Below are 24,893 nucleotides of genomic sequence, written 5' to 3' on the forward strand. Positions count from 1 at the left end.
CCTGTCCGGCTCAGGCTGCGCGCTTCACGATCCGCACCGGCACGCCCTTGGAGGCCGGCGTCTTGGACGCCTTGTCGTGCAGCCATAGCGGGACCAGCGGGTTCATTTCCGGGTAGTAGCCGCCCAGGCAGCCGTCGGGCAGGTTGAAGGCGGTCACGGTCAGGTCATCCACCTGGCGCACCACCTCGTCGCCGGCATCGCCGACCAGGCTCACGACATCGCCCTCCTTCAGCCCGGCGCGTTGCATCTCGGTCGGATTGATCAGCAGGATCTGGCGGGAGCCTTCCAGGCCACGCAGGCGGTCGCTGTGGCCATAGATGGTGGTGTTGAACTGGTCGTTGGAGCGCATGGTGATGAGGTGGTAACGGCCCGGCGCATCGCCGATCCCCAGGGACGACATCACCGTGGGGTTGGTGAATTCGGCCTTGCCGCTGTCGGTCTTCCAGTCGCGTTCGCGGGCCGGGTTGCCGCGGTAAAAACCACCGGGCTGGAACATGCGCGCGTTGAAGTCATGGAAGTCGTCCGGATAGGTCTGCGCGATCAGCTCTCGCACCAGGCCGTAGTCGGCGGTCCAGTCGTCCCAGCGCCACTTGGGATGGGCCGGCAGGGTGGCCTTGGCGATGCCGGCCACGATGGCCAGCTCGGACAGCAGGTGCTCGTCGGCTGGCTTGCGCTTGCCGGTGGAGCCATAGATGTGGCTGAAGCTGTCTTCGATAGTGACTGACTGCGGCCCGCCGGCCTGCAGGTCTTCCTCGGCGCGTACCAGGCATGGCAGCAGGTAGGAGGCGTGCCCGTGGACCAGGTGGCTGCGGTTGAGCTTGGTGGCGATGTAAACGGTCAAGGCCTGCTGGCGCCAGGCCGGTTCCATCACGTCGCGGTCGGGGATGGCGCGCACGAAGTTGCCGCCCAGGCTGACGAAGCCCTTGACCGTGCCTTGCTTGATGCCTTCGCAGGCGTCCACGGTGGTTAGGCCGGTATCGCGCGGCGGCTCGAAGTCGAACATCTGCGCCAGCTTGTCCAGCGGGACCAGTTCGGGCTTTTCCGAGATGCCCACGGTGCGCTGGCCCTGCACGTTGGAATGGCCCCGCACCGGCGACATGCCCGCGCCCTGGCGTCCGATGTTGCCGCGCATCAGCATCAGGTTGACCAGCATGCCGATGCTCTGCGAGCCGTGCACGTGCTGAGTCAGGCCCATGCCATAGACGCCGATGACGTTCTTCGCTTGCGCGTAGACCTCGGCCGCCGCTTCAAGGTCGGCGCGCGCAAGGCCGCTGACCTGCTCGATTTGATCCCAGCCGGTGTCGCGCGCGGTCTTGACGAAGTCATCGAAGCCATGGGTGTGCTGGGCGATGAAGTCCCGCTCCAGGACGCCTTCCTTGCCCGCTTCGCGCGCGGCATCGTCCAGGGCCAGCACGTGCTTGCACAGGCCGGTGAGGGCGGCGATATCGCCACCGGGTTTGACCTGCAGATACATGTGGGCCAGCTCGGTCGCCTTGCCGGTGAGCATCTGACCCACGTTCTGTGGATTGACGAAGCGCACCAGTCCCTGCTCGCGCACCGGGTTGAACACGATGATCTTGCAGCCGCGCCTGACCGCCTCCTGCAGCGGATGCAAAAAGCGCGGACTGTTGGTGCCGGGGTTCTGGCCGAAATAGAAGATCGCATCGCAGTGCTCGAAGTCTTCCATCACGCAGGTGCCTACCGGCGAACCGATCACCTTCTTCAAGCCCACCGAGGTGGTCTCGTGGCACATGTTGGAGCTGTCGGGCAGATTGTTGTGGCCGTAGAAGCGGGCGAACAAGGCGTACAGGTAGGAGGTCTCCAGCGAGGCCTTGCCCGAGGCGTAGAACACCACCGACTTGGGGTCCAGCGCCTTGAGCTCGGTGGCGATGCCGGTGAACGCCTGCTCCCAGCTGCACGGCACATAGGTGTCGCTGGCCGCGTCGTAGCGCATGGGCTCGGTCAGCCGGCCCTGCATTTCCAGGTCGTAGTCGGCCCAATCGCGCAGCTCGGTTACGGTGTGGCGGGCGAAGAACTCAGGCGTGCAGCGGTCGCGGGTGAGATCCCAAATGGTGGCTTTGGCGCCGTTTTCGCAGAACTCGAAGGTGTGCGGATGCGTCGGCTTGCCCCAGGCGCAGGAGCTGCACATGTAGCCTTCGGCCTTGTTCTGGCGCATCAGGGTCTCGAGCACCGCCGGGCTGGACAGTTCTCGCGCGAACACCTGGCCCATGCCTTTCAGTGAGCCCCAGCCGCCGGCGGGACCTTCGTGTTGGATGGAGGGGTCTTGTTCGTCGCTCATCGTGCACCTCGGTGGTGGATTGGCTTGTGTGGTCGTGGCCGCCGCTTGCAGCCTGGGCAGCGCGGGCGAGCGCAGATGCGCAGGCGCCGCGCCTCATGCGTGTGGCTCGTGCGTTACATCATTCGCTGGTTCTGGTTGAAGATGATCCACAGCGAGCCGGCCACCATCAGCCCGATGATCAGGCCGGTGAACAGGATCAACTGCAGGTCGTCGCGGTGGGACTGCTTGAGGTCGATATGCAGGAAGAAGCGGAAGTGCGCCACGACCTGCAGCAGCGCCAGGCCTGCGATCACGCCCAGCAGTCCGTCGGGCGGCAGAGGGTGCCATGCCACCAGGGCAAAGGCCGCGCCGCTCAAGACCAGGGCCAGCACCAGGCCGACCACATAGCGACGCAGCTCACGGCCGAAGGCCTGCCGGTCTTCCATCACAGCAGCCCTCGCAGGAACACGAAGCTGAAAAGCATCACCCACACGATATCCAGGAAGTGCCAGAACAGCCCCAGCCGCAGCAGCCGGGTGCGGGTGGTATGGGTCAGGCCGAACACGCGCAGTTGCAGCATCACCACCACGATCCACACACAGCCAAAGGCCACGTGCAGGAAGTGGGTGGGCACCAGCGCGAAGAACGCGGACAGAAACCCGCTGACCTGCGGCAGCGCACCCTGCCTGGCCATGTCCATGAAGTCGTGGATTTCCAGTCCCAGGAAGATCACCCCCAGGCCCAGGGTCGCCGCCAGCATGCCCTGCAGCCACGCCATCGACTGGCGGTACTTCATCGCCAGCGAAGCCAGGCCGAAGGTGAAGCTGCTCAGCAGCAGCGTGCCGGTCTCCAGCGCGGCCGGCGCCAGCTTGAACACCTGGCGTGCATCCGGGCCATCAGCGGTGTTGCCCGAGAGGCTGGCGTAGACCGCGAACAGCAACGCGAACAGCACCGCATCGCTCATCATGAACACCCAGAAGCCGAACATCACCCCTTCGGTGGTCGGCTGCTGGTCGCCGGCGCGCAGGTTGATGCCCGGATGGATCCGCCCGTTCATGCGCCCCCCTGGGCCAGGCCGCGGTTGCTTGTCGCGTGTTCCGCATCGCGCGAGGCGGGCGTCGCTTCGGCGATCGCGGCGTACCAGCGTGCTTCAGTGCGCGCGACCTGCTCGGCGCTGAGGGTACGCTCGGGTCTTGGTACGAAGGTCCAGACGATCACCGCGCCGATGCTGCCCAGCACGCCCAGCCCGGCCATCCACCAGATGTGCCACACCAGTCCGAACGCGGCAGCCAGCGCCAGCCCGCCGAGCACCGGACCGATCGCGCTGGACTGGGGCAGCGCAATGGCGTCGTAGCGCGGGGGGGGCATGTAGGCCGTGCCGGACTGCTTCATCGCCCAGAAGGCATCGCGCGCGTCGACCTGCGGAATGCGTGCGAAGTTGTATTCCGGCGGCGGCGCCGAGCAGGCCCATTCCAGGCTGCGACCATCCCAGGGATCGCCCACCGGCACCCGATTGCGATCGCGATGGCGGATGCTCACCGCCAGCTGCAGCACCAGCGCCGCCAGTCCCAGCGTGATCAACACCGCGCCACCGGCCGCTACCAGCAGCCAGGGCCGGAGGCTGGGATCGAACACCTGCGCGCTGCGCCGGGGCATGCCTTCCAGGCCCAACACGTACAGCGGCATGAAGGCCAGGTAGAAGCCCACCACCCAGCAGCCGAAGGCGAGCTTGCCCCAGCGCTCCTCCAGGCGGAAGCCGAACGCCTTGGGGAACCAGAACTGGTAGGCGGCGATCATCCCGAACAAGGTGCCGGGGATCAGCATGTTGTGGAAATGCGCGACCAGGAAGGTGGTGTTGTGGACCAGGAAATCCACCGGCGGGATCGCCAGCAGGATGCCGGTCAGTCCGCCGATCACGAAGGTCACCAGGAACGCCAGGCCCCACAGCAGCGGTGTGGGAAAGCGCACCTGGCCGCGGAACATGGTGAAGATCCAGTCGTAGATCTTCACCCCGGTGGGGATGCCGATCAGCATCGTGGCGATCCCGAACACCGCGTTGATGTGGGCCGACTGGCCCATGGTGAAGAAGTGGTGCAGCCACACGGTGAACGAGAGGACCGCGATGGTCAGGGTGGCGATGACCAGCGAGGTGTAGCCGTAGAGCTGCTTGGCCGAGAACGTGGAAAACAGCTCGGAGAACACGCCGAAGGAGGGCAGCACCACGATGTACACCTCGGGGTGGCCGAACAGCCAGAACAGGTTGGCGTACAACATCATGTTGCCGCCGCCGTCGTTGGTGAAGAAATGCATGCCCAGGTAGCGGTCCAGGGCCAGCAGCGCGGTGGCCACGGTCAGTGCCGGCATGGCAAAGATCATCAGGATGCTGGTGCACAGCGCGGTCCAGCAGAACAGCGGCATGCGCATCAGGTCCATGCCGGGCGCGCGCTGCTTGTACAGGGTCACGGCGAAGTTGATGCCGGTCAGGGTGGAGCCGATCGAGCCCAGCGTCACCGCCCAGATCCAGTAGTCCACGCCCACCCCGGGACTGAAACTCAGTTCGGTAAATGGCGCATAGCCCGACCAGCCCCCGGTGGAGAACGGCGCCAGGATCAGCGAGATCATCACCAGGGCCGCGCCTGCCGCGGTCAAGGCCAGGCTGATGGAATTGAGCGTCGGGAAGCTCACATCGCGCGCGCCGATCTGCAGCGGCATCACGTAGTTGATGATCCCGGTCAGGAACGGCATGGCCATGAAGAAGATCATGATGCTGCCGTGGGTGGAGAACAGCTGGCCGAAGTGCTCGGCCGAGATGAAGCCGGACTGGTTGACCGCATCGGCCTGCTGCAGGCGCATGACCAAGGCTTCGATCACCGCCCGCGCCAGCATCACCAGGGCCAGCACCACGTACATGATGCCGATGCGCTTGTGGTCCACGCTGGTGAACCATTCCCGCCACAGATAGCGCCACTTCCCTTTCCAGGTGATGTAGCCAGCCATGCCCAGCGCGCCCAGGACGGCGATCAGGGCCGCGCCCATGGCCACGACGCTGTCAGTGGGCAAGGCCGACAGGCTCAGCTTGCCCAGCCAGGGGCTGACGCTGGCTTCAATGCCCATGCGCGGCCCCCGCGGCAGGAGGATGGTTGGCGGGTAGATGCGAGTGCCCGTGGTATTTGGCGACCAGGCCATCGAATAGGCCGTCCTGCACCTGGCTGAAATACAGCGGCTGATCCTGGACTTCGCGCGCAGCCACCTTGGCGTAGCGCGCCGCGTCCATGCGCTCGCCGTTCGCGCGCACGCCTTGCACCCACGTGGCGAAGTCTTGCGGGGGCATGGCCTGGGCGGTGAAGCGCTGGTTGGCAAAGCCACTGCCGTTGTACTGGGTGTTCTCCCCCAGATACCGGCCGGCCTTGTCCGCCTGGAAGGACAGTTGGGTCGTCATGCCCGGCATCGCATAGATCTGGCCGGCCAGCCTGGGCATCAGCAGGGAGACCATCACCGAGTCGCTGGTCAACTGCAGATGCACCGGGCGCCCCACCGGGAACACCAGCGCATTGACGGTGGCGATGTGCTGCTCGGGATAGATGAACAGCCACTTCCAGTCCAGTCCCACCACCTGGACCTCAAGCGGCGCGGTGTCCGCACTGAGCCGGTGGTAGGGATCCAGCGCCTGGGTCCGGGTCCAGACCTTGTAGCCCAGCACGGTCACCACGATGGCGGGCACGCCCCAGATCAGCACTTCGAGCAGCCAGGAAAACGACCACCCCGGCTGGTAGCGGCCGCGCGGGTTGCGGCGGCGGTAGCGCCAGGCCACCCACGGCGTGAGCACGAACACCGGCACCACCACGAACAGCATCACCGCCACCGCTTCGGCCAGCAGCTTGCGCTCGGCGCTGGCGATGGGAGCGGCAGGTGGCGTCAGCGAGGTGGCGGCGGCCTGCAGCGCGGGCAGGCCAAGCATCAAGGGCAGGACCAGCAGCGCCAGGCGCCTGGCCGGCAGCTGCACGCGTACGGGGACCCACCTGTGCACTTGATCTCCTCGGGAGGGGGGAGCGGAGTTGATGCCGCAGTTCCGGGCATCCGACTCTGGGTCGTGCCCTCGAAAATGACAGAACTGCAAGGCGTCGAGGGTAGGCAACGGGGCCGGCAAGAACACGTGAAGCGGGAAGTGTGCGTGTCCGCCGGCACGCATGCCGTCATGTGATCGCGCAATGCGCGCCTTGGCCGATGAGCGCGCGGCGGTGGATTTCGGCCGCATGAAGACAAGCGGCAGGCGTGGCAAGCGCAAAGATGAGCCATCGACGATGTGCACGGCAACGGCCACCACGTGGACGTCTTGAAGCCGTCACCTATTGGGCGTTTCCGGGCGTCACCCGATGACTTCGGTGCGGTAGCGCGAAGCCTAGGGCAGGGCGTCAGCCCGCTCGGCAGCGGGCCCTTAGAACAATGCGCCAATGCGTGTCAGCGCCGGCGAGGCCGCCATGTCGTTGGGATTGGTGCCGGGCTGGTCCTGCGGCAAGGCCATGCCGCGGGTCTTGTAGAAGTCGATCCAGTACTGCGAGATCTCGCCGGTCTGCGGGTTCTTGAAGTTCATCGGCTGCAGCGCGAAGACATGATGTGCGCGGAAGGCGCGCTCGATGAAGTCCGAGCAGTAGTAGCTGTCCTCGGACTGGACGTAGGTGACGTTGTACGGCTTGCCCAGCATCGTGCGCGCGGTGGCAATGGCGTCGGGGATCGTGTCGCGCTGGGCCTGCTTGAGGCGGTAGAGCACCACATGGCGATGCTTGGCGCGGGCCTCGTCCAGGAACGCGGACAGCGGCTGCTGGCGCGAGCCCTGCTCGTCGGCATGCAGCACGATGCGTTCGGATCCGTCATGCGCCACCAGCGCAACGTGGTCGTAGCTGAGCTGGCCCTGCTTGCCGGTGGCATCGTCGATCGCACCACTCAATCCTGTGCTGCCGGCGCTGACGAACAGCAGGTCGCCGTCGCGCACCTGCGGCGCCTTGGCCAGGGCCGGGACGATGGAGGAAAGCAGCAGCGAGAACAGCAGGACAAGCGCACGCATCGCAGGATGGCCTGGGCGGGAAGGAGCGCCATTATCACCGCGCAGGCAGCACGGCGGATTCAGCGCCGTGCCACCCAGCGCCGCAGCTTGGAAGCCGATCCGGGTGGCAGAGCGGTGGCGGCTTGGCCCGCCCAGGCCATGGGCGCGCGCCCGATGCGCGTGCTCAGGCCTGACGACCGATGCCATCCAGCTCGGCGAGGACGTCGCTGTCCAGGCTCAGTTCCGCAGCGGCCAGGTTCTGCTGCAGGTGCGCGACCGAGGAGGTGCCTGGGATCAGCAGCAGGTTGGGCGAGCGTGCCAGCAGCCAGGCCAGCGCCACCTGCATCGGCGTGGCGTCCAGGCGCCCGGCCACTTCGCGCAAGGTCTGCGACTGCAGCGGACTGAAGCCGCCCAGCGGAAAGAACGGCACGTAGGCGATGCCCTGGGCGGCCAGGGCGTCCACCAGCGCGTCATCGTCACGGTGGACCAGGTTGTACATGTTCTGCACGCAGACCACCGGCGCAATGCCCTGAGCCTGGGCCACCTGGGCGGCGGTGGCGTTGCTCAGACCCAGATGGCGGATCTTGCCCTGCTGCTGCAGTTCGGCCAGAACCTCGAACTGGGGGGCGACCGAGCCTTCGGACGGCTTTTCCACGTCGCCCATCAGACGCAGGTTGACCACCTCCAGCACGTCCAGGCCCAGGTTGCGCAGGTTGTCGTGCACCGCCTGCTGCAGCTGCTCCGGACGCTGCGCCGGAAGCCACGCGCCTTCCTCGTCGCGGGCGGCGCCGACCTTGGTCACGATCACCAGGTCCTCGGCATACGGATGCAAGGCCTGGCGGATGAGTTGGTTGGTGATGTGCGGGCCGTAGAAGTCGCTGGTGTCGATGTGGTTGACGCCAGCGGCGAGCGCCTGGCGCAGCACGGCCAGCGCCGCGTCGCGATCCTTGGGCGGCCCGAACACGCCCGGACCGGCCAACTGCATGGCGCCGTAACCCATGCGGCTGACCGGGCGGTCGCCCAGCAGGAAGGTGCCGGCGGAAGTTGAAGGATCCATAGCGTGCTCCAGCGATGTGAGGGATGAGCCGCCAAGATAGGCGCGCCAGAGCCGCTCGATAATCCGGCACAATCCGCACGGGCCGTACGGATCAGCGAACAATGACCGGTGACATGCAGGACCTGCACGCCTTCCTGGCCGTGGTCCAGGCCGGCGGCTTCCGCCAGGCCGCGCGCGCGGGCCAGGGCGCGGCGTCCAGACTCAGCGATGCGGTCAAGCGGCTGGAGACCCAGCTGGGCGTACGCTTGCTCCACCGCACCACCCGCAGCGTCTCGCCAACCGAGGCCGGTGCACGCCTGGCCGAACGGTTGGCGCCGGCCCTGGCCGAAGTGCGGGCCAGCCTGGATGTGGTCAATCTGTTCCGCGACCGCCCGGCCGGCACCCTGCGGCTCAATGTGCCGGCCAACGTGGCGCGGACCGTGCTGCCTGCCATCGTCACCCCCTTCCTCAAGCGCTACCCGGACATCCGCCTGGAAGTGATGGTCGAGGACAGCTTCGTCGACGTGTTGGCCGCCGGCTGCGATGCCGGCATCCGTTACGACGAACGCCTGGCCCAGGACATGATCGCCTTGCCGATCGGCCCAGCCACCCAGCGCATGGTCACCGCCGCCTCGCCCGCCTATCTGGCGGCGCACGGCCGGCCGCAGCATCCGAGCGACCTGCTGGGCCATGCCTGCCTGCGCGTGCAGTTCTCCGGCGGCACGGTGCCGGTGTGGGAGTTCGAACGCGATGGGGAGATCGTGCGGGTGGACCCGCAGGGGCCGCTGCAGGTGCGCCCCGGTGCCGCGCTCGACCTGGCCGTGCAGGCGGCAGTCGATGGCCTGGCCGTGATCCATCTGTTCGACGACTGGCTGCGCCCGCACCTGGACAGCGGCGCCCTGGAAGCCATCCTGGAGCCCTGGTCGGAGCGCTTCAGCGGCCCCTACCTCTATTACCCCGGCCGTCGGCATCTGCCATCGCCGTTGCGGGCCTTGATCGATTTCGTGCGCGCACCGGCACAGCAGGCGCGCCCGGTGGGCTGATGGCGGGCATGGTCTTGGCCGATGGCCATGCTTGGGCAACACTCGGGGGCACGACGGTGGGCCGGACTGCCATCGGAAGATCAATCGCCATGGGGAACCACATGCCCGCTATCCAGTTCGCCGGGGCGCACGCGCCGGTTCGCCGTTCGATCCGCCGCCTCGCCGTCTTCGCTGTCCTCGCCGCACTGCTGTGGTCCGCAGGCGTGCACGCCCAGCCCGCTCACGGGGAGCAGGCGCGCTGGCAGCGGCGGGCCCAGGCCGTCACCATCACCCGCGACGACTGGGGCATCGCCCACGTGCACGGCCGGACCGACGCCGATGCGGTGTTCGGCATGATCTACGCGCAGGCCGAAGACGACTTCAATCGGGTAGAACACAACTACCTGCTTTCGCTGGGACGCATGGCCGAGGCCGAGGGCGAGTCCGCCATCTGGCTGGACCTGCGGCAGAAGCTGTTCATCGACCCGGAGGTGCTCAAGCGCGATTACGCGGCCAGCCCGGGCTGGCTGAGGGCACTGATGGACGCCTGGGCCGATGGCCTCAATGCCTATCTGGCCGATCACCCGCAGGTGCATCCGCGCGTGATCACCCGTTTCGAGCCGTGGATGGCGTTGTCCTTCACCGAAGGCAGCATCGGCGGGGACATCGAGCGGGTGCAGCTGGACGGGCTGAAAGCGTTCTATGGCAAGGCCGGCGACGCGCCCCTGGCACAGGTGCAGATGCGCCCAAGCTGGATCGAGCCGACCGGCTCCAACGGCATTGCCATCGCGCCCAGCCGCACCATCGACGGGCATGCGCTGCTGCTGATCAATCCACATACCTCGTTCTTCTTTCGCTCCGAACTGCAGATGTCCAGCGACGCCGGGTTGGATGCCTACGGTGCGGTGACCTGGGGGCAGTTCTTCGTCTATCAGGGCTTCAACCGCCATGCCGGCTGGATGCACACCTCGACCGGCGCCGATGTGGTGGACGAGTTCGCCGAGACCATCGTGCGCCAGGACGGCAAGCTGTTCTATCGCTACGGCAAGGCGCTGCGGCCGGTGCGCACGCGTCAGATCACCGTGCCGTACAAGCGGGTTGATGGCACGCTGGAGCAGCGGACTTTCACCGCGTATTTCACCCACCACGGTCCGATCGTGCGCAGCCTGGGCGACAAGTGGATCGCCATGGCGCTGATGAACACGCCGGTGCCGGCGCTCCAGCAGAGCTGGCTGCGGACCAAGGCCGACGATTACGCCAGCTACATGCAAGTGGCCCGGTTCCAGGCCAACTCGTCCAACAACACGCTGTTCGCCGACGACAAGGGCGAGATCGCCTACCTGCATCCGCAGTTCGTCCCCAAGCGCGACGACCGCTTCGACTACACCAAGCCGGTCGACGGCGCGGACCCGGCCACCGACTGGCAGGGCCCGACCCCGCTGGAAGACCTGCCGCAGGTGGTGAACCCGCCCAACGGCTGGGCCTTCAACACCAACGATTGGCCGTACTCGGCCGCCGGGCCCTACAGCCCCAAACGCGCCGATTTTCCTCGCTACATGGACACCGTGGGCGAGAATCCGCGCGGCGTGAACGCCACGCGCCTGTTGACCGATATCTCCAACGTGACCCTGCCCTCGCTGATCACGGTGGCTTTCGACCCCTACCTGCCCGCATTCGCCCGGCAGGTCCCGGTACTGGTGGCCGACTACGACGCGCTGGCCGCGGACGATCCGCTGCGGGCAAAACTGGCCGGGCAGATCGAACTGCTGCGGCACTGGGACTATCGCTGGGGCGTGGCCTCGATGCCGACCTCGCTGGCGGTGTTCTGGGGCGACACGCTGTGGGACGAGGTGCGCAAGGACGATACCTTCGAAGGGATCTCCATCTACGACGCCATGGCCGACCAGGCCGGCCCACAGCGGCGCCTGGCCGCGCTGGTGGAGGCTTCGGACCGGCTGGAGCAGGACTTCGGCAGCTGGGGCGTGCCGTGGGGCGAGATCAACCGCTTCCAGCGCAACGATGGGGCCATCGTGCAGACCTTCGACGACGCCAAGCCGAGCATTCCGGTGCCGTTCGTGTCCTCGCGCTGGGGCTCGCTGGCGTCCTTCGGTGCGCATCGCTGGCCGGGCACCAAGCGTTACTACGGCACCAGCGGCAACAGTTTCGTGGCGGTGGTGGAGTTCGGGCCGAAGGTGCGCGCACGCGCGATCACCGCCGGTGGCGAGAGCGGGCATCCGGATTCGCCGCACTTCAACGACGAAGCCGAGCGCTACACCACCGGCAACCTGCGCACCGTGTATTTCTGGCCCGAGCAGCTCAAGGGCCACACCGAGCGGGTGTACCACCCCGGCGAGTAGGCGGGCGATTGAGTGGTGAATGAAAAGGGGCGGGCCATGTGGCCCACCCCTTTGCGCATGGCGCCGGCGAGGCGCCGCTCAGAAACGGACTTCGACGCCGAAGTCGACCAAGTCGGCACGATTGACCTGGACATCGTCGTTGCGGTCGTCGCTGTAATCGTTGGCGTAAACATAGGCGGTGTAAGCAAGCATCAGGCTGACATGGTGGCCAAGGTCCACGCCAAAGCCAAATCCGGCATAGCCGCCGTCGCCGCGTTCGGAGCCACCGCCCTTGGGCTCGGCATGCCAGTACCCGAGCCGTGCCATCGCGAACATGGGGCTGTCGCCGAAATTGAAACGTGCGGTAGCACCTGCCGAACCAAACTGCATCGCCGGCGCATAGTAGCCGTGGTAATCGCTGATGCGGTCCAGCTGTCCACCGGCGATTTCGAACCCGACCAGGGACGCGGCACCCGCACGCCACCGGTAGCCCGCGTTGAAGCCGTACATGGTCTGGTCCATGTCCTCATAGATCCAGCCCTTACCCGCCTGCACGCCTACGAACGCGCCGCTGTGGTTGCGCGGGGTCTCATGCCGGTGCGGTGGTGTGTATACCGGCGCCGGGGATGCAGGCAAGGGCGTCTGGCTCGTCGAAGGCGCGTCGGTATCCGACGCGGCTGCAGCGACAGATTGGGGCGCTTCGTTCGCCGAATCGTCTTTCGGCTGGACCGGCGCAACTTGCTGCTGGTGCTGCTCGCGTGCCTGCTTGCGGTACGCATCCCATGCGGGCGAGATGGATTGTGCGCTGGCCTGCGCGGCGAAGCCGAACGCCAGGCAGGCGATCAGTGTCGTGGTGGTGGTCTTCATGGTTCCCCTGTGTGGCGGTTCGATCATCCGGTGATTGTCCTGCTGTCCCTGCGCCGCACACAGAGGCGTCCCCGGCATCGCCGGATGCCGAGGCAGATGAAGAGAGCGGACGCGCGGCTTCTTGAAAAAGCTGCCACTCACGCCGCGCGACGCAGATGACGCCCTCGCCCTGCAATCCCCTGCAAAGCGGTTACACCCCCTAAACTGCGCGTGAACATAGGGGTGCTGCTGGCTGCCTGTCAAGCAGGGGCGTTGACGCCGAAACCGTGAACTCCATCAAGGGGTGGTACATGTGGATGCTGACAAGTGCGCCGGTTCGTCACGCCGGTGCTTTAAAGTCGGGAAAATTCACGACTTGAACATGACGACGGGGGGCGGAATTCCGAACCCTTTAGGTCGAGTTTAAGGCCGTGCAAAGCTCATTAATTCTTTCACTGTATTAAAATATTAAGCGTCGTGGCGAGACGACGAAAAAATTCAGGAATCTGCATGAAAAGGAATCAATGCAACCCGTTGGCTGTGGGGGTGAAAGTGCTTGGAATCGCGCTTTTCTTGCTGACATCAGCGTGCAGTCGCGCCGAGCCCGTTGCAGCAGATGCGGCTTCCACAGAAGCGCCGATCGCTGGTTCTGTTGCTGCCCCTCACTCTCCGCAAGCCGGTCCAGACGAGATTGATCACGCGGAACCCGAATCGGGCGCGTCGCCAGGCGAAGCACTGGATTCGTCTTTCACTGATTCGAACACGCGCCCGGAGTATCAGGCCTGTGTGGATGGGACCGGTGGAGAAACAGCTGCGCTGCAGGCTTGTGGTGACGAGGAGCTTGCGTGGCAGGATGCGCGATTGAATCGACTCTATAAGCTCGTCATTTCCAAGTTGCCAGACGCTGATCGCACGAAGCTCAGGTTGGCGCAGCGTGTCTGGTTGAAGCAGACGGATCAGAACTGCGCATGGGATGCCTCAACGCAGGGACAGGGTCAGATGCTCGATGCACAGTCATGTCGCTTGAATCGCACGACCAATCGTGCGGATGAACTTCAGAAGCTTGCAGGAAACTGATTTATTCCGGATCCAAAAAATCTGATTCGTTGACCATAAGGAAAGGTGGTAGCAATGGACGCATTGGAGCAGGCAAACGCGGCAGTCGCTTCTTGGAGTCTGGGCCAGACTTCAACACGTTATGAAACGGGCGGGCGCGGCGCAGGCACCGTCTCGTCAGGTGCTGGCGATCATGGCGGCGTGTCTTACGGGAGCTATCAATTTTCAACTAATACTGGGGGTGTGCAGGAGTACCTTGCGCAATCCAAGTACGGTGCGCAATTCTCTGGGTTGGATCCCGGAACCGCGAGTTTCAGCGCAAAGTGGAAGGAGGTTGCAGCGTCCGATCCCGGGTTTGCTTCGGACCAGCATGATTTCATCAAGAGTGCCTACTACGACGTTCAGCACGAGGCCTTGAAGGTTAAGGGCATCGACTTGAGTGATCGTGGGAAGGCGGTCCAGGACGCGCTGTGGAGCACTTCAGTCCAATATCGCGATCTGACGCCCGGAATTTTCGAGAAGGGGCTGCAAGCGAAGTTCGGCAAGGATTGCAAGCTGTCCGACATCACCGACGAGCAGATCGTGGGTGCCATACAGGATTACAAGGTCGATAACGTCAAGGCGCACTTCAAAAGCTCACCAAAGCTCTGGAATAGCCTTATCGAACGCGCCGAATCGGAGAAGGGAAGCCTGGTCACCCTTGCGCGATATGAAGACATCGCAATGCACCCTGATCAGAACCGGGGAAAGACTTACCGCGAAATCTATGGTGAGGAGCCTAGTCAAACCGGATCGCGTCGTCATAGCGATCCCATGGCCGACGGCATGCTCATCCAGGGTGAGCGCTGCGATGCCGTCGAGGCGATGCAGGAAAAGCTGGCGGGCCTGGGCGCCGTTGGCGTGGATGGAAGGCCGCTGGTGGCGGACAAAGACTTTGGCAGGAACACTTATTTTGCGGTCGAGGAGTTCCAGCGACAGCAGGGTCTTCATGTGGACGGCAAGGCAGGTCCGAGGACATTGGCCGCGTTGGATGCTGCGGTCAGAGCGAACTCCAGGGAGGAGGCAGTGTCCCCGCCTCTTGTGGAGCGGGTTACATCGACGCCCGTGGTTACGATGGCCGACGGCGGCCACCCGGAGCACGCGCGCTACGCGAATGTCGTGCAGAAGCTGGAAGGCCTGGAGGCGCAGCGTGCACAGGCGGGCTTGGCGCCGCTGTTCGATGATCGCAAGGCGCTGGAGAACGCGGCCGGTCAGGTGGCCTTCGAGAGCAAGGTCGCCGGCATGCGACAGGTCGATGCGGTGGTGGCGCGCCCCGATGGGGCCGGCGTCTTTGCGGTGCAGGGGGCGTTGGGCGATCCGGCCGCGCAGCGCGTGTATGTGGACCGTGCCCAAGCGGTTGGCCAGGACGTGGCGGCCAGCACGCAGCAACTGGAGGCGTTCAACCGCCAGTTCGCAATCGAGCAGGCGCAGCCCAACCAGGTCCAGGCACCGGCTCGCTGAGCGAACTGCGGATGCCTACATCGGGCGCCGGCAGGTCACTGCTGGCGTTCCTTTCTGGGCCTGCGGCACTTCTCCGATGCGCAGTGTGGGCGGGCGCGAGCAAGGTCGTTGGGCCGTCGCTAACGCATCAAGCGCACTTTCTGGCGCGTGCCTCGCCTGGCGTCCCATGCCTGCTTCGCCGGTTCACCGCAGCGAAGCAGACGTACCCCACGAAAAAGGCCGGTCCCGAGGGAGCCGGCCTTTTTCATGTCGCTGCAATTGGCTCAGTACCCGGCGGCAAGGCCCGCCGGGCGGCGGCGGTCGTTGGCGCCTTCCAGCAGGCCGGTCTTGGGATTGCGCAGGATGGCTTCGTCCGCGCCCCAGGACTGCACGTCGCGGAAGCTGTGGCCCATGCCCTCCAGTTGCTGCCTCACGTCGGGCGAAAGCAGGCCGGGCTCGACGGCGGTGACGTCGGGCAGCCACTGGTTGTGGAAACGCGGGGCATTGACCGACTGCTGCATGTTCATGCCGAAGTCGAACACGTTGACGATGCTCTCCATGGTGGTGGAGATGATCGTCGAGCCACCCGGGCTGCCGGTCACCATCGCCACCTGGCCGTCCTTGAGCAGGATGGTCGGGGTCATGGAACTCAAGGGGCGCTTGCCGGGCTCGATCTGGTTGGTCTTGCCCTGCACCAGGCCGAAGCTGTTGGGCACGCCGGGCTTGGAGGTGAAGTCATCCATCTCGTTGTTGAGGAAGAACCCGGTGTCCCCGGCGATCTGGCCGATGCCGAACAGGTAGTTGATGGTGTAGGTCACGCTGACCGCGTTGCCCTGGGCGTCCACCACCGAGTAGTGCGTGGTGTGGGTGCCTTCGTCCGGCCCCAGGCTGCCCTTGATCTCGCTGGAGGGCGTGGCCTTGTCCGGATCGATGGTGCTGCCCATCTGCGCCACGTGGGCCGGGTCGAGCATGCGCTCGATCGGATTGGTGACGAAGGCCGGGTCGCCCAGGTAGGTGTTGCGGTCGGCGAAGGCGCGACGCTCGGCCTCGACGATGTGGTGCACGGCCTTGGCCGAGCCATAGCCCCAACGGGAAAGCGGATAGGGCTGGACCATGCCCAGGATCTGGCACAGGGTCACGCCGCCGGAGCTGGGCGGCGGCGCGGAGACCACCTGGTAGCCGCGGTAGCTGCAGTTGATCGGGGTACTCCACGGGGCGGTGTACTGGGCCAGGTCCTGCAGGGTCATGATGCCGCCGTTGGCCTGGCTGGCCGCGACCAGCGACTTGGCGGTCTTGTCCGCGTAGAAGCCCTTGGTGCCCTGCTTCTCGATGCGCTCCAGGGTGTCGGCCAGCTGGGTCTGGACCAGGCGGTCACCCGGCGCGTAGGGCTGGCCGTCGGCCTTGAGGAAGATGCGCGCCACGTTGGGCGACTTGGCGAAGTCCTCCACACGCGAGTGCATGATCTTGACGTCGCCTTCCTGCAGCACGTAGCCCTTGCGCGCCAGTTCGATGGCCGGCCGCATCAGTTGCTTGCGCGACAAGGTGCCGTAGGTGGTGCGTGCGGTTTCCAGGCCCATCACGGTGCCCGGGACACCCACGCCCAGGTAGGTGTCGGTGCTGCGGCCCTTGACCACGTTGCCGTCGGCGTCCTGGAACATGGTCGGTGTGGCCGCCAGCGGGGCCTTTTCGCGGAAGTCCAGGAACAGGTTGCGCGCCGGCTTGCCGTCGGCCGCGGCCAGGTGCACCACCATGAAGCCTCCGCCACCGATGTTGCCGCAGCACGGGTGCACGACCGCCAGGGCGTAGCCGACCGCGACTGCCGCATCGACCGCATTGCCGCCATCCTTGAGGACCTGCACGCCGATCTGGGTGGCCAGGTGCTGGGCCGAGACCACCATCGCGTGCTCGGCTGTGACCGGCATCGCCTTGGACAGGGCCTCCAGCGTGGTCGGCGGTGCAGTGGCATCCAGCGCGCGCGCGGAAATCTGCGGGGTGGACTTGGTGGCGTCCTGGGCCAGCGCACAGGAGGCGACCGAGGCCAGGGAAACGGCAAGAAGGGTCGGGAGGAAGCTACGCATGAAGGTCCGCATCGACTGGTCGGGTAGGGGGCTGCAACCCTAGCAGGTGGTCGCCCACGGCGCCCCCGGTGCGGTGCCGATGGGACCGCGGTTGACGCGATTGCGCCAAGCCGGAGGGGCGGACGCCCGCCGGCGCCTCGCTCCCTTGTCGGAGGGAGGGGCATCCGCCCATGGCCGGTCGGTGATAGGTTTGCGGTTTCGCCTGCAGCCTGTCGGAGTTGTCATGTTCGGTTCCACGCCCGCCCCTTCCCCCTCCACCCAGCGTCGAGGGAGGGCGTGCCTTGCGGCGGCGGTCTTGCTGGCCCTGGGCAGCGGCGCCGCGTCGGCGCAGGCGAGGGGGCAGGCGGATGTGCCGGCGCCACGCGACGTGGCCTATCCGGGCACGGTGGCGCTGCACGTGGACGCCGGCGACACCCGCCAGGGCATCTTCCGCGTGCATGAGACCGTGCCGGCCAAGTCCGGCCCGATGACCCTGCTGTACCCGTCGTGGATCCCGGGCGACCACTCCCCGTCCGGCCCGGTGGCGATGATGGCCGGCCTGAAGATCACCGCGGGCGGCAAGCCGGTGGCCTGGACACGCGACCCCTACGACGTCTATGCCTTCCACGTGGACGTGCCGGCCGGTGCCCAGGCGCTGGAGCTGGACTTTCAGTACCTGTCCCCGCGCGGCGGCGGGTTCGAGATGACCGACCGCATGCTGGACCTGGAATGGAACAAGGTGGCCCTGTATCCGGCCGGCTACTACAGCCGCGGCATCACCTTCGCCCCCAGCGTGACCCTGCCCGACGGCTGGCAGTTTGGCAGCGCGCTGGAGACGGCCTCCACCCAGGGTGCCACGACCCATTTCAAGCCGGTGACCTTCAACAACCTTGTCGACTCGCCCATCTACGCCGGCCAGTACTTCAAGCGGGTGGACCTGACGCCGAAGGGCGGCGCACCGGTACACCTGGACGTGGTCGCCGATGCGCCCAAGTACCTGGAGATGACGCCCGAACAGGCGCAGGCGCACCGCAACCTGGTGGTCCAGGCCACCACGCTGTTCGGCTCGCATCACTACGATCATTACGACTTCCTGTTCTCCCTGTCCGACCAACTAGGCGGCAACGGGCTGGAGCACCATCAGTCCAGCGAGAACGGTCTGGGCACCGGCTACTTCACCGACTGGGACCAGGGTGCGCCGGACCGCGATCTGCTGGCGCATGAGTACACCCACTCCTGGAATGGCAAGTTCCGCCGTGGCGCGGACCTGTGGACGCCCAACTTCAACGTGCCGATGGGCGATTCGTTGCTGTGGGTGTACGAAGGACAGACCCAGTACTGGGGCTTCGTGCTGACTGCGCGCGCGGGCCTGTGGAGCGCGCAGCAGTTCCGCGATGCACTGGCGATGGTGGCGGCCAACTACGACCGCAACCGCGTGGGCTTCCAGTGGAAGACCCTGGAGGACACCACCAACGATCCCACCGCCGCGCACCGTGCCGGGCTGCCGTACCGCAGCTGGCAGATGAGCGAGGAGTACTACAGCGCCGGGCAGATGATGTGGCTGGGTGTGGATGCCAAGCTGCGCGCGCTCAGCCACGACAGCAAGTCGCTGGACGACTTCGCCAAGGCCTTCTTCGGCGTGGACAACGGCAGCTACGTCACCAAGACCTACACCTTCGAGGACGTGGTCGCCGCGCTCGACGCAGTGGTGCCCTACGACTGGGCCAGTTATCTGCATGCGCGCGTGGACGCGGTGAATCCGCCGCTGGACACTATCGAAGGCACCGGCTGGAAGCTGGTCTACACCGATACGCCCAGCACCTACCAGAAGCAGTACGACAGCCAGCCGCAGTCGCCGCGCCACCTGTACAACTTCACCTGGTCCATCGGCCTGACCATGGCGCCGGACGGCACGATCAACGACGTGCGCTGGGACGGGCCGGCGTTCAAGGCCGGTGTCAGCACCGGGGCCAAGCTGGTCGCCGTCGACGGGCAGGACTACAGCGTGGACGCCTTCAAGGACGCCATCGCCGCGGCCAAGACGCGCAAGGCGCCGCTCGAACTGCTGCTGCAGTACCAGGGCGTCACCCGCACCGTGGCCGTGGATTACCACGGCGGCCTGCAGTATCCGCACCTGGAGCGCGTGCCGGGCACCCCGGACTACCTGAGCCAGATCATCGCGGCGCGCAGGTAGCGTCAGGCCGGCGACGCCTTCGAGGAACGCGCGGGCGAAACACAAAGCCGGCGTGGACGCGTGCTGCCACGCGCCCCCGCCAGGATGGGACATGCCTAGTCTGCCTGGACCTGGACCGGTACGCCCTGCAGGTCATCCTTGGACAGGATCACCAGATAGCGTCGCTGCGCAGGCTCGCTGACATCCTTTACACGTTCGCGGATGGGACCGACGGCATTAACGATCGCGGCCCCCGCGGGATTTGCCTGGAACTCGGCAAGGGGCTCGCGCTGCCCGGTGCCGTTGGCCCGTTCCGCCAGGGCCAGCACGTAGGTCTGCTTGGGCTTGAGACCGGTCACCGAGGCCTGCAGGACCTGCGAGAGTCCCTGGTTGAACAGCGAGACACTGGTCGGCGGGGTCTGGTCCTTTGCCCCCCCTCCGACCAGGGAGATCTTGTCGACCTGCTCGCTGGATGCCAGTGGCTCCAGGCCAGAGGTGCCATCGCCATGCTCCACGGCGCGCGGCACGTAGGCGACCGCCTGCGGGGCCTGGCCGATCGGAATGGTCTTGATGACCTTGTTGGTGAGGGTATCGATGGCGACTAGGCCGTCATCGTTTTCCAGTCCGACATAGGCGCGGGTTCCGTCACCAGAGATCCAGACGCCGTGCGGAAGCCGGCCGACCTGGATCGTGGCAACCTGGGCGAAGGTGTCGGTGCGGTACACCTTGACTTCGTTGGTTCCGCCAACGGTGACGTAGGCGAAGCTGCCATGCTTGTTGACTGCGATGTTGACGTGGTTGGTGATCGGCCCGGTCACGAGGGTCTTCAAGAGCTTGAAAGGCGGGTGTGCGTCGAACACCTGGACCTTGCCGACGTCCTTCAGCGTGATCCAGACTTGGTTGCCATCCGGCGTTACGGCGATATTCGGGCAGAACGGGCTCTCCTGCTTCATCGTGCCAACGACCTTGTGGTCGGCCACGGAGACCACGCTGGTCACTGGATTGAACGACGAGCAGACATAACCGTACTTGCCATCGGGCGAGAACATCTGCATTCCGGGGCCGGCTGGCAGCTGGATGCGGTCGATCTCCTTGAACGTGGTTGCATCGATCACCGAGACATAGTCCTCACCTCGGATCGTGACCCAAACTTCCTTGCCGTCAGGCGTAAAGAACGCCTCGTGCGGTGCGCGGCCCACGTAGGTCTTGTGCTTGACCTGATTGGTTTCGGTATCGATGAAGGTCACCGAGTTCGTGCCGATCGAGACCACGGCCAGCGTCTTGTGGTCCGGTGAAAACCCCAGGCCGTGGACCAGTACTTCACCGCGGTAGAGCGGGCTGAGATTCTTCGGCTGGGTATCTCCCAGCCGGATCAGCCCCAGTAGGCGATTGCTGGCTGGATCGGTCACTGAGACCGTGTTGGAAAACTGCTCGGCCGCATAGACGCGATCCTGACTGCTGAGCGGGATGTTGGGCGCGTCGAGCTTTCCGGGGATCTGACCGGCGTTAGCTGACTGGACGCCGGCCAGCGCAAGTGCGCTGAAAAGGCAGATGGCAAGCGGATGTTGGCGCATGGGTGGTTCCTTTATCTGTGGTTGTGCACAGGCGCGTTACTGGGGCTGGGTTGGCGATGGAATGGAGGGGGGGAGGGGTTGGCCTAGCGCCAACCGCATGGCCGCGATCTCCTGCTGCTGGGTCACGATGATTTCCTGGGCAAGGCGGCGCAGTTGTGGATTTTTTCCGTGGCGAAGCAAGGCTTCGGCCATGTCAATGGCGCCCTGGTGATGCGGGATCATCATCGCCACGAAGTCGTGGTCCACATCCCCGCTCGGCGCGACTGCCATGTCTTGCATCATCGTGTCCATCGCGGCTTTGTTTTCAGCCAGGAACGGGGCCTCCTCCGTGCCGGAAGGCATGGTGTGCCCCGTGGCGGGGTGATGCATCGGGGCGGCGTTTTCCGGTTGGGACTGAGCGTTCGCATTGAGTGCCAGCCCAAGGCACAGTGCGAACGTTGGCGAAATGGTGCGGCCAGGTGTGAGCATGCGGACTCCTAAAGCGCGAGGTTTGAGTACGACGCTGCTGGTGCGGCTTTATTCCGTCACGCTTACGCTGTTGTTTCCGAGTGTGTCCTTGCCGTTGCGCTTCGGCGCGGAGAGGCTTTGAAGTGTCCCGGCCAGCATGGCCGAGGCGCGCACCTCGTGCGGGCAGCCCGCGGAAAAAAAAGAGGCGCTTGCACGGGATATTTTGGGATGCAGCCATTTTGGCCAGGATGCGCGCGGCATCGCCCGGATGACTTTTGAGGCATCGGGATGGCGCGCACCTAGCGGGCGCGACCGCCACCATGCGCCGCATGGCCTTCCCGATCCGCGTGGCCGGGCCCTGGACCGCCTGGATTCCGTCGCGACGCTGGCGTTGCTGCAGCATGCCGTGCGATCCGCGCGGCATGCTGCGACCATCGCCGATGAACACGCCGCCTCTGGAGGGAAGACGCACATGACGCGATGCATCGCGCGCTGGCTGCTGTCGGCGCTGTTGGCCTGCGCCGGCCCTGCTTGCGCGCAGGACGCGCTCTACACCTGGCAGGACAACACCCCCGGCTGGGCCAGTCCCGAGAACCCGCAAGCCGCCCAGGGCGCCGGTGGGGTCGAGAACCGTGGCGCCAAGGGCCATCCCTATCAGAGCATTCCGGCCGGCGGCACGCAGGTCCTGGCCGACGTGACCGGACCTGGGGTAATCGACCGCCTCTGGATGACGGTCAACGACCGCTCACCGGCGATGCTGCGCGCGCTGCGGCTGCAGATCACCTGGGACGATGCGGCCACCCCGGCGGTCTCGGTGCCGCTGGGGGATCTGTTCGGGGCTGGCGCCGGGGCGCTGGTGCCGATGGAGACCGCGCTGGTCGCCAGTCCGGAAGGGCGCTCGTTCGTCTCCTGGATTCCCATGCCGTTCCAGCGCCACGCCCGGGTGGAGCTGGTCAACGAATCAAGCCAGCGCCTGGACCAGGTGTTCTTCGACGTGGACTTCCATCGCGTCCGCCAATTGCCGAGCGGGACGCTGTACTTCCATGCCTGGTGGCACCGCGAGCGGGCGACCACGCCGGGCCGCGCGTTCCAGATTCTGCCGCCGGTGCAGGGGCGCGGCCGCTGGCTGGGCGCGCTGGTGACCGTGTTCACCGATCCGCGCTACGGCGCGACCTGGTGGGGCGAGGGCGAGATGAAGCTCTACCTGGATGGCGACACCACGCACCCGACACTGGTGGGCACGGGGACCGAGGACTACATCGGGACCGGCTGGGGGCAGGGCGCCTACGTGCAGCGCTTCCAGGGCGCGCCGGTGGCGGACGAAGCCCACGGGCGCTGGACGTTCTACCGCTTCCATGTGCCCGATCCGGTGTTCTTCGCCCACGACCTGCGTGTGGAGCTGCAGCAGATCGGCGGCGCGCCCAAGGCCGAGGTGCTGGCGATGCAGGCGCGTGGCGTGCCCTTGCAGCCGGTTTCGATCGACAGCGGCGGCGGGCGCGCCGGGTTCGTGCCGCTGCTGGCGGGCGCCGCGCCGATGCCCCTGGACCACCTCAGCCTGCCGCAGGAGGGATGGACCAACTTCTACCGCAGCGACGACGTCTCGGCCGTGGCGTTGTTCTATCTGGACAAGGCCGAGAACGGGCTGCCGCCCATCGCCCCAGTGGCCGAGCGCACCGCCGGCCTGCGCCCGCCGGCTCCCTGACCCCGGCGCCCGGGCGGGTGTCGCCCCGCGCCCGGGCCCGTTAAGGTGTGGCCGCCATGCAGCCCGCTCCCGTCAACACGCCTGCCTTCGCCCGTGCCGCGGTGCTGCTGCGCGCGGGCCTGCGCGTGGCCGCCATCGTGCTGGCCAGCCTCGTGTTGATGCCGCTGCAATGGCTGGTGATGCGGGTGACCCGGGGGCGCGGCGCGTTCGCCCTGCCGCGCCTGTGGTTCGCCTGCCTGCGACGTGCACTGGGCATCGACGTGGAACTGGTCGGGACGCCGCGTACGGGGGGAGGGACGTTGTTCGTGGGCAACCACGTCTCGCACTACGACATCGTGGTACTGGGCAGCCTGTTGCGTGCGCGGTTCATCGCCAAGGACGACATGGAGCGCTGGCCTGGCATGCGCGCGGTTGGGGCGCTGGCGCAGACCCTGTTCATCAGCCGCCGCAGCCGCGACGCGGCGGCGGTGGCCGCGGCCGTGACCGCGCAACTGCGGCCGGACCACGACGTGGTCCTGTTCCCGGAGGGCACCACCTCCTCCGGCGAGCGCGTGGCGCCGTTCAAGTCCAGCTTGTTCGCGTTGTTCCTGGCCGCGCCCGCAGGGACGGCGCCGTGGACGCTGCAGCCCTTCACCCTGGAGATCCTGGGTGTGGACGGCCGTCCACTGGCGCAGGGCGGGCAGCGCGATGCCTACGCGTTCTACGGGTCGATGGCGGCCGGCGACCACGTGCGGCGCTTCCTGTGCCTGTCCGGTGCGGTGGTACGGGTGACCTTCCACCCGCCCCGACAGGTCACGCCGGGCACCGATCGAAAGGCGCTGGCCGCGCAGCTGCATGAGGTCGTGGCGTCGGCCTTGCCCGGGTCATCGACGAGCGCCTGAACGCGATTCCCAGTGCGCCGCCGGCCGGCACTCCGCCGGGGCGCGGCTTAAGAATCCTGCCGCCAGGCCGACATTGAAGTACCCCCCTTCAAGCGTCACGGCTCGCGCCATGCTCATCATCGTCGGCTTCATCGTGGTCATTCTCAGTGTCGTCGGCGGCTACGTGCTGTCCCACGGACATCTGGGAGCCCTGTGGCAGCCCTATGAGCTGGTCATCATCGGTGGCGCGGCATTCGGCGCTTTCCTGGTCAGCACGCCGATGAAGACCGTCAAGGAGACCCTCGGCGGCATCATCGGGGTGCTCAAGGGGCCCAAGTACAAGGCCGAGGATTACAAGGCGACCCTGTCGCTGGTCTACGAACTGCTCAACAAGGCCCGCCGCGACGGCTTCATGTCGCTGGAGGACCACGTGGAGAATCCGTCCCAGAGCGCCGTGTTCGGCAACTATCCCAAGGTGCTGGCCGACCACCATCTGCTGGACTTCATGACCGACTGCCTGCGTCTGATGATCGGCAGCAACATCGAGCCGCACGAGCTGGAGCCGCTGCTGGAACTGGAGCTGGAAAAGCACCACCACGAGGCCCTGGCCCCGGCGCATGCGTTGTCCAAGGTGTCCGACGGCCTGCCGGGCTTCGGCATCGTGGCCGCGGTGCTGGGCATCGTAATCACCATGGGCTCGATCGGCGGCTCGATCGAGGAGATCGGCCACCACGTGGCCGCCGCGCTGGTCGGGACCTTCCTGGGCATCCTGATGGCCTATGGCTTCGTCGGCCCGATGGCCGCGGCCATGGAAGCCCGCGCCGAACAGGACAGCCGCATCTACGAATCGGTCAAGACCGCGCTGCTGGCCTGCCTGCGCGGCTACAACCCCAAGATCGCCCTGGAGTTCGCCCGCAAGACGCTGCCTTCGGACGTGCGCCCGGGCTTCTCGGAGTTCGAGTCGCACCTGAAGACCATCAAGTAGG

General features: G+C 66.2%; 19 protein-coding genes. 8 read left to right on the forward strand and 11 right to left on the reverse strand.

Annotated elements, in window-relative coordinates; genetic code table 11:
• Positions 1-10: 10 nt before the first annotated feature.
• The 7 genes from PJ250_RS10310 to PJ250_RS10340 all read right to left on the reverse strand — a co-directional run bounded on the left by PJ250_RS10310 (position 11) and on the right by PJ250_RS10340 (position 8,376).
• A complete protein-coding gene (locus tag PJ250_RS10310) occupies positions 11-2,299 on the reverse strand; it encodes an FdhF/YdeP family oxidoreductase (protein WP_271644438.1) in 2,289 nt (762 codons plus the stop codon).
• 113 nt (positions 2,300-2,412) lie between these two features.
• Complete coding sequence (locus tag PJ250_RS10315) at positions 2,413-2,724, reverse strand: cytochrome o ubiquinol oxidase subunit IV (RefSeq protein WP_271644439.1); 312 nt, start codon at positions 2,722-2,724, stop codon at positions 2,413-2,415.
• Entirely contained in the window at positions 2,724-3,335 is a 612-nt protein-coding gene (locus tag PJ250_RS10320) for a cytochrome c oxidase subunit 3 (protein WP_271644440.1), read from the reverse strand. The genes PJ250_RS10315 and PJ250_RS10320 overlap by 1 nt, the downstream gene beginning before the upstream one ends.
• On the reverse strand, positions 3,332-5,392 hold the full coding sequence (locus tag PJ250_RS10325) for a cbb3-type cytochrome c oxidase subunit I (protein ID WP_271644441.1): 2,061 nt from the start codon (positions 5,390-5,392) through the stop codon (positions 3,332-3,334). Before PJ250_RS10325 ends, PJ250_RS10320 begins: the two co-directional genes overlap by 4 nt.
• Positions 5,382-6,305, reverse strand: coding sequence for a COX aromatic rich motif-containing protein (locus PJ250_RS10330; protein WP_271644442.1), 924 nt, complete (start codon positions 6,303-6,305; stop codon positions 5,382-5,384). The genes PJ250_RS10325 and PJ250_RS10330 overlap by 11 nt, the downstream gene beginning before the upstream one ends.
• A 408-nt stretch (positions 6,306-6,713) precedes the next feature.
• Positions 6,714-7,340, reverse strand: a complete 627-nt coding sequence (locus tag PJ250_RS10335) for a YiiX/YebB-like N1pC/P60 family cysteine hydrolase (protein ID WP_271644443.1) — start codon at positions 7,338-7,340, stop codon at positions 6,714-6,716.
• Positions 7,341-7,503: 163 nt separating this feature from the next.
• Positions 7,504-8,376 (reverse strand): aldo/keto reductase family oxidoreductase, encoded by an 873-nt coding sequence (locus tag PJ250_RS10340; RefSeq protein WP_271644444.1) that lies wholly within the window; start codon positions 8,374-8,376, stop codon positions 7,504-7,506.
• A 122-nt stretch (positions 8,377-8,498) separates the two neighbouring features.
• Here PJ250_RS10340 and PJ250_RS10345 point away from each other — a divergent pair, with 122 nt between their 5' ends.
• Both PJ250_RS10345 and PJ250_RS10350 read left to right on the forward strand, forming a co-directional pair.
• The gene (locus PJ250_RS10345; protein WP_271648596.1) at positions 8,499-9,398 is read left to right on the forward strand and encodes a LysR family transcriptional regulator; all 900 of its coding nucleotides are present in this window, start codon (positions 8,499-8,501) and stop codon (positions 9,396-9,398) included.
• Positions 9,399-9,499: 101 nt separating this feature from the next.
• A complete protein-coding gene (locus tag PJ250_RS10350) occupies positions 9,500-11,734 on the forward strand; it encodes a penicillin acylase family protein (RefSeq protein ID WP_271644445.1) in 2,235 nt (744 codons plus the stop codon).
• A 78-nt stretch (positions 11,735-11,812) separates the two neighbouring features.
• On the opposite strand, the gene PJ250_RS10355 is transcribed toward PJ250_RS10350, so the two are convergent.
• Entirely contained in the window at positions 11,813-12,580 is a 768-nt protein-coding gene (locus PJ250_RS10355) for a putative outer membrane beta-barrel protein (RefSeq protein ID WP_271644446.1), read from the reverse strand.
• Between the two features lie 489 nt (positions 12,581-13,069).
• On the opposite strand from PJ250_RS10355, the gene PJ250_RS10360 reads away from it, so the two are divergent.
• Positions 13,070-13,636 (forward strand): lysozyme inhibitor LprI family protein, encoded by a 567-nt coding sequence (locus tag PJ250_RS10360; RefSeq protein WP_271644447.1) that lies wholly within the window; start codon positions 13,070-13,072, stop codon positions 13,634-13,636.
• Between the two features lie 54 nt (positions 13,637-13,690).
• Positions 13,691-15,115 (forward strand): peptidoglycan-binding domain-containing protein, encoded by a 1,425-nt coding sequence (locus PJ250_RS10365; RefSeq protein WP_271644448.1) that lies wholly within the window; start codon positions 13,691-13,693, stop codon positions 15,113-15,115.
• Between the two features lie 263 nt (positions 15,116-15,378).
• Here PJ250_RS10365 and ggt read toward each other — a convergent pair whose 3' ends face one another.
• On the reverse strand, positions 15,379-17,172 hold the full coding sequence (ggt, locus tag PJ250_RS10370) for a gamma-glutamyltransferase (RefSeq protein WP_271644449.1): 1,794 nt from the start codon (positions 17,170-17,172) through the stop codon (positions 15,379-15,381).
• Positions 17,173-17,395: 223 nt separating this feature from the next.
• On the opposite strand from ggt, the gene PJ250_RS10375 reads away from it, so the two are divergent.
• Positions 17,396-19,345, forward strand: coding sequence for a M61 family metallopeptidase (locus PJ250_RS10375; RefSeq protein WP_271644450.1), 1,950 nt, complete (start codon positions 17,396-17,398; stop codon positions 19,343-19,345).
• Between the two features lie 95 nt (positions 19,346-19,440).
• On the opposite strand, the gene PJ250_RS10380 is transcribed toward PJ250_RS10375, so the two are convergent.
• Together PJ250_RS10380 and PJ250_RS10385 are read right to left on the reverse strand one after the other, a co-directional pair.
• Positions 19,441-20,898 (reverse strand): YncE family protein, encoded by a 1,458-nt coding sequence (locus tag PJ250_RS10380; RefSeq protein ID WP_271644451.1) that lies wholly within the window; start codon positions 20,896-20,898, stop codon positions 19,441-19,443.
• 36 nt (positions 20,899-20,934) lie between these two features.
• The gene (locus PJ250_RS10385) at positions 20,935-21,366 is read right to left on the reverse strand and encodes a CopM family metallochaperone (RefSeq protein ID WP_271644452.1); all 432 of its coding nucleotides are present in this window, start codon (positions 21,364-21,366) and stop codon (positions 20,935-20,937) included.
• Positions 21,367-21,817: 451 nt separating this feature from the next.
• On the opposite strand from PJ250_RS10385, the gene PJ250_RS10390 reads away from it, so the two are divergent.
• From PJ250_RS10390 to motA, 3 genes are all read left to right on the forward strand, one after another.
• Complete coding sequence (locus PJ250_RS10390; protein ID WP_271644453.1) at positions 21,818-23,047, forward strand: glycoside hydrolase family 172 protein; 1,230 nt, start codon at positions 21,818-21,820, stop codon at positions 23,045-23,047.
• Between the two features lie 107 nt (positions 23,048-23,154).
• Positions 23,155-23,928, forward strand: a complete 774-nt coding sequence (locus PJ250_RS10395) for a lysophospholipid acyltransferase family protein (protein ID WP_333909523.1) — start codon at positions 23,155-23,157, stop codon at positions 23,926-23,928.
• A gap of 109 nt (positions 23,929-24,037) precedes the next feature.
• Positions 24,038-24,892: a flagellar motor stator protein MotA gene (gene motA, locus PJ250_RS10400; RefSeq protein ID WP_271644455.1), complete on the forward strand. Its 855-nt coding sequence runs from the start codon at positions 24,038-24,040 to the stop codon at positions 24,890-24,892.
• Position 24,893: the final 1 nt, after the last annotated feature.

The sequence above is a fragment of the Pseudoxanthomonas sp. JBR18 genome (genome assembly GCF_028198165.1).
GTDB lineage: Bacteria > Pseudomonadota > Gammaproteobacteria > Xanthomonadales > Xanthomonadaceae > Pseudoxanthomonas_A.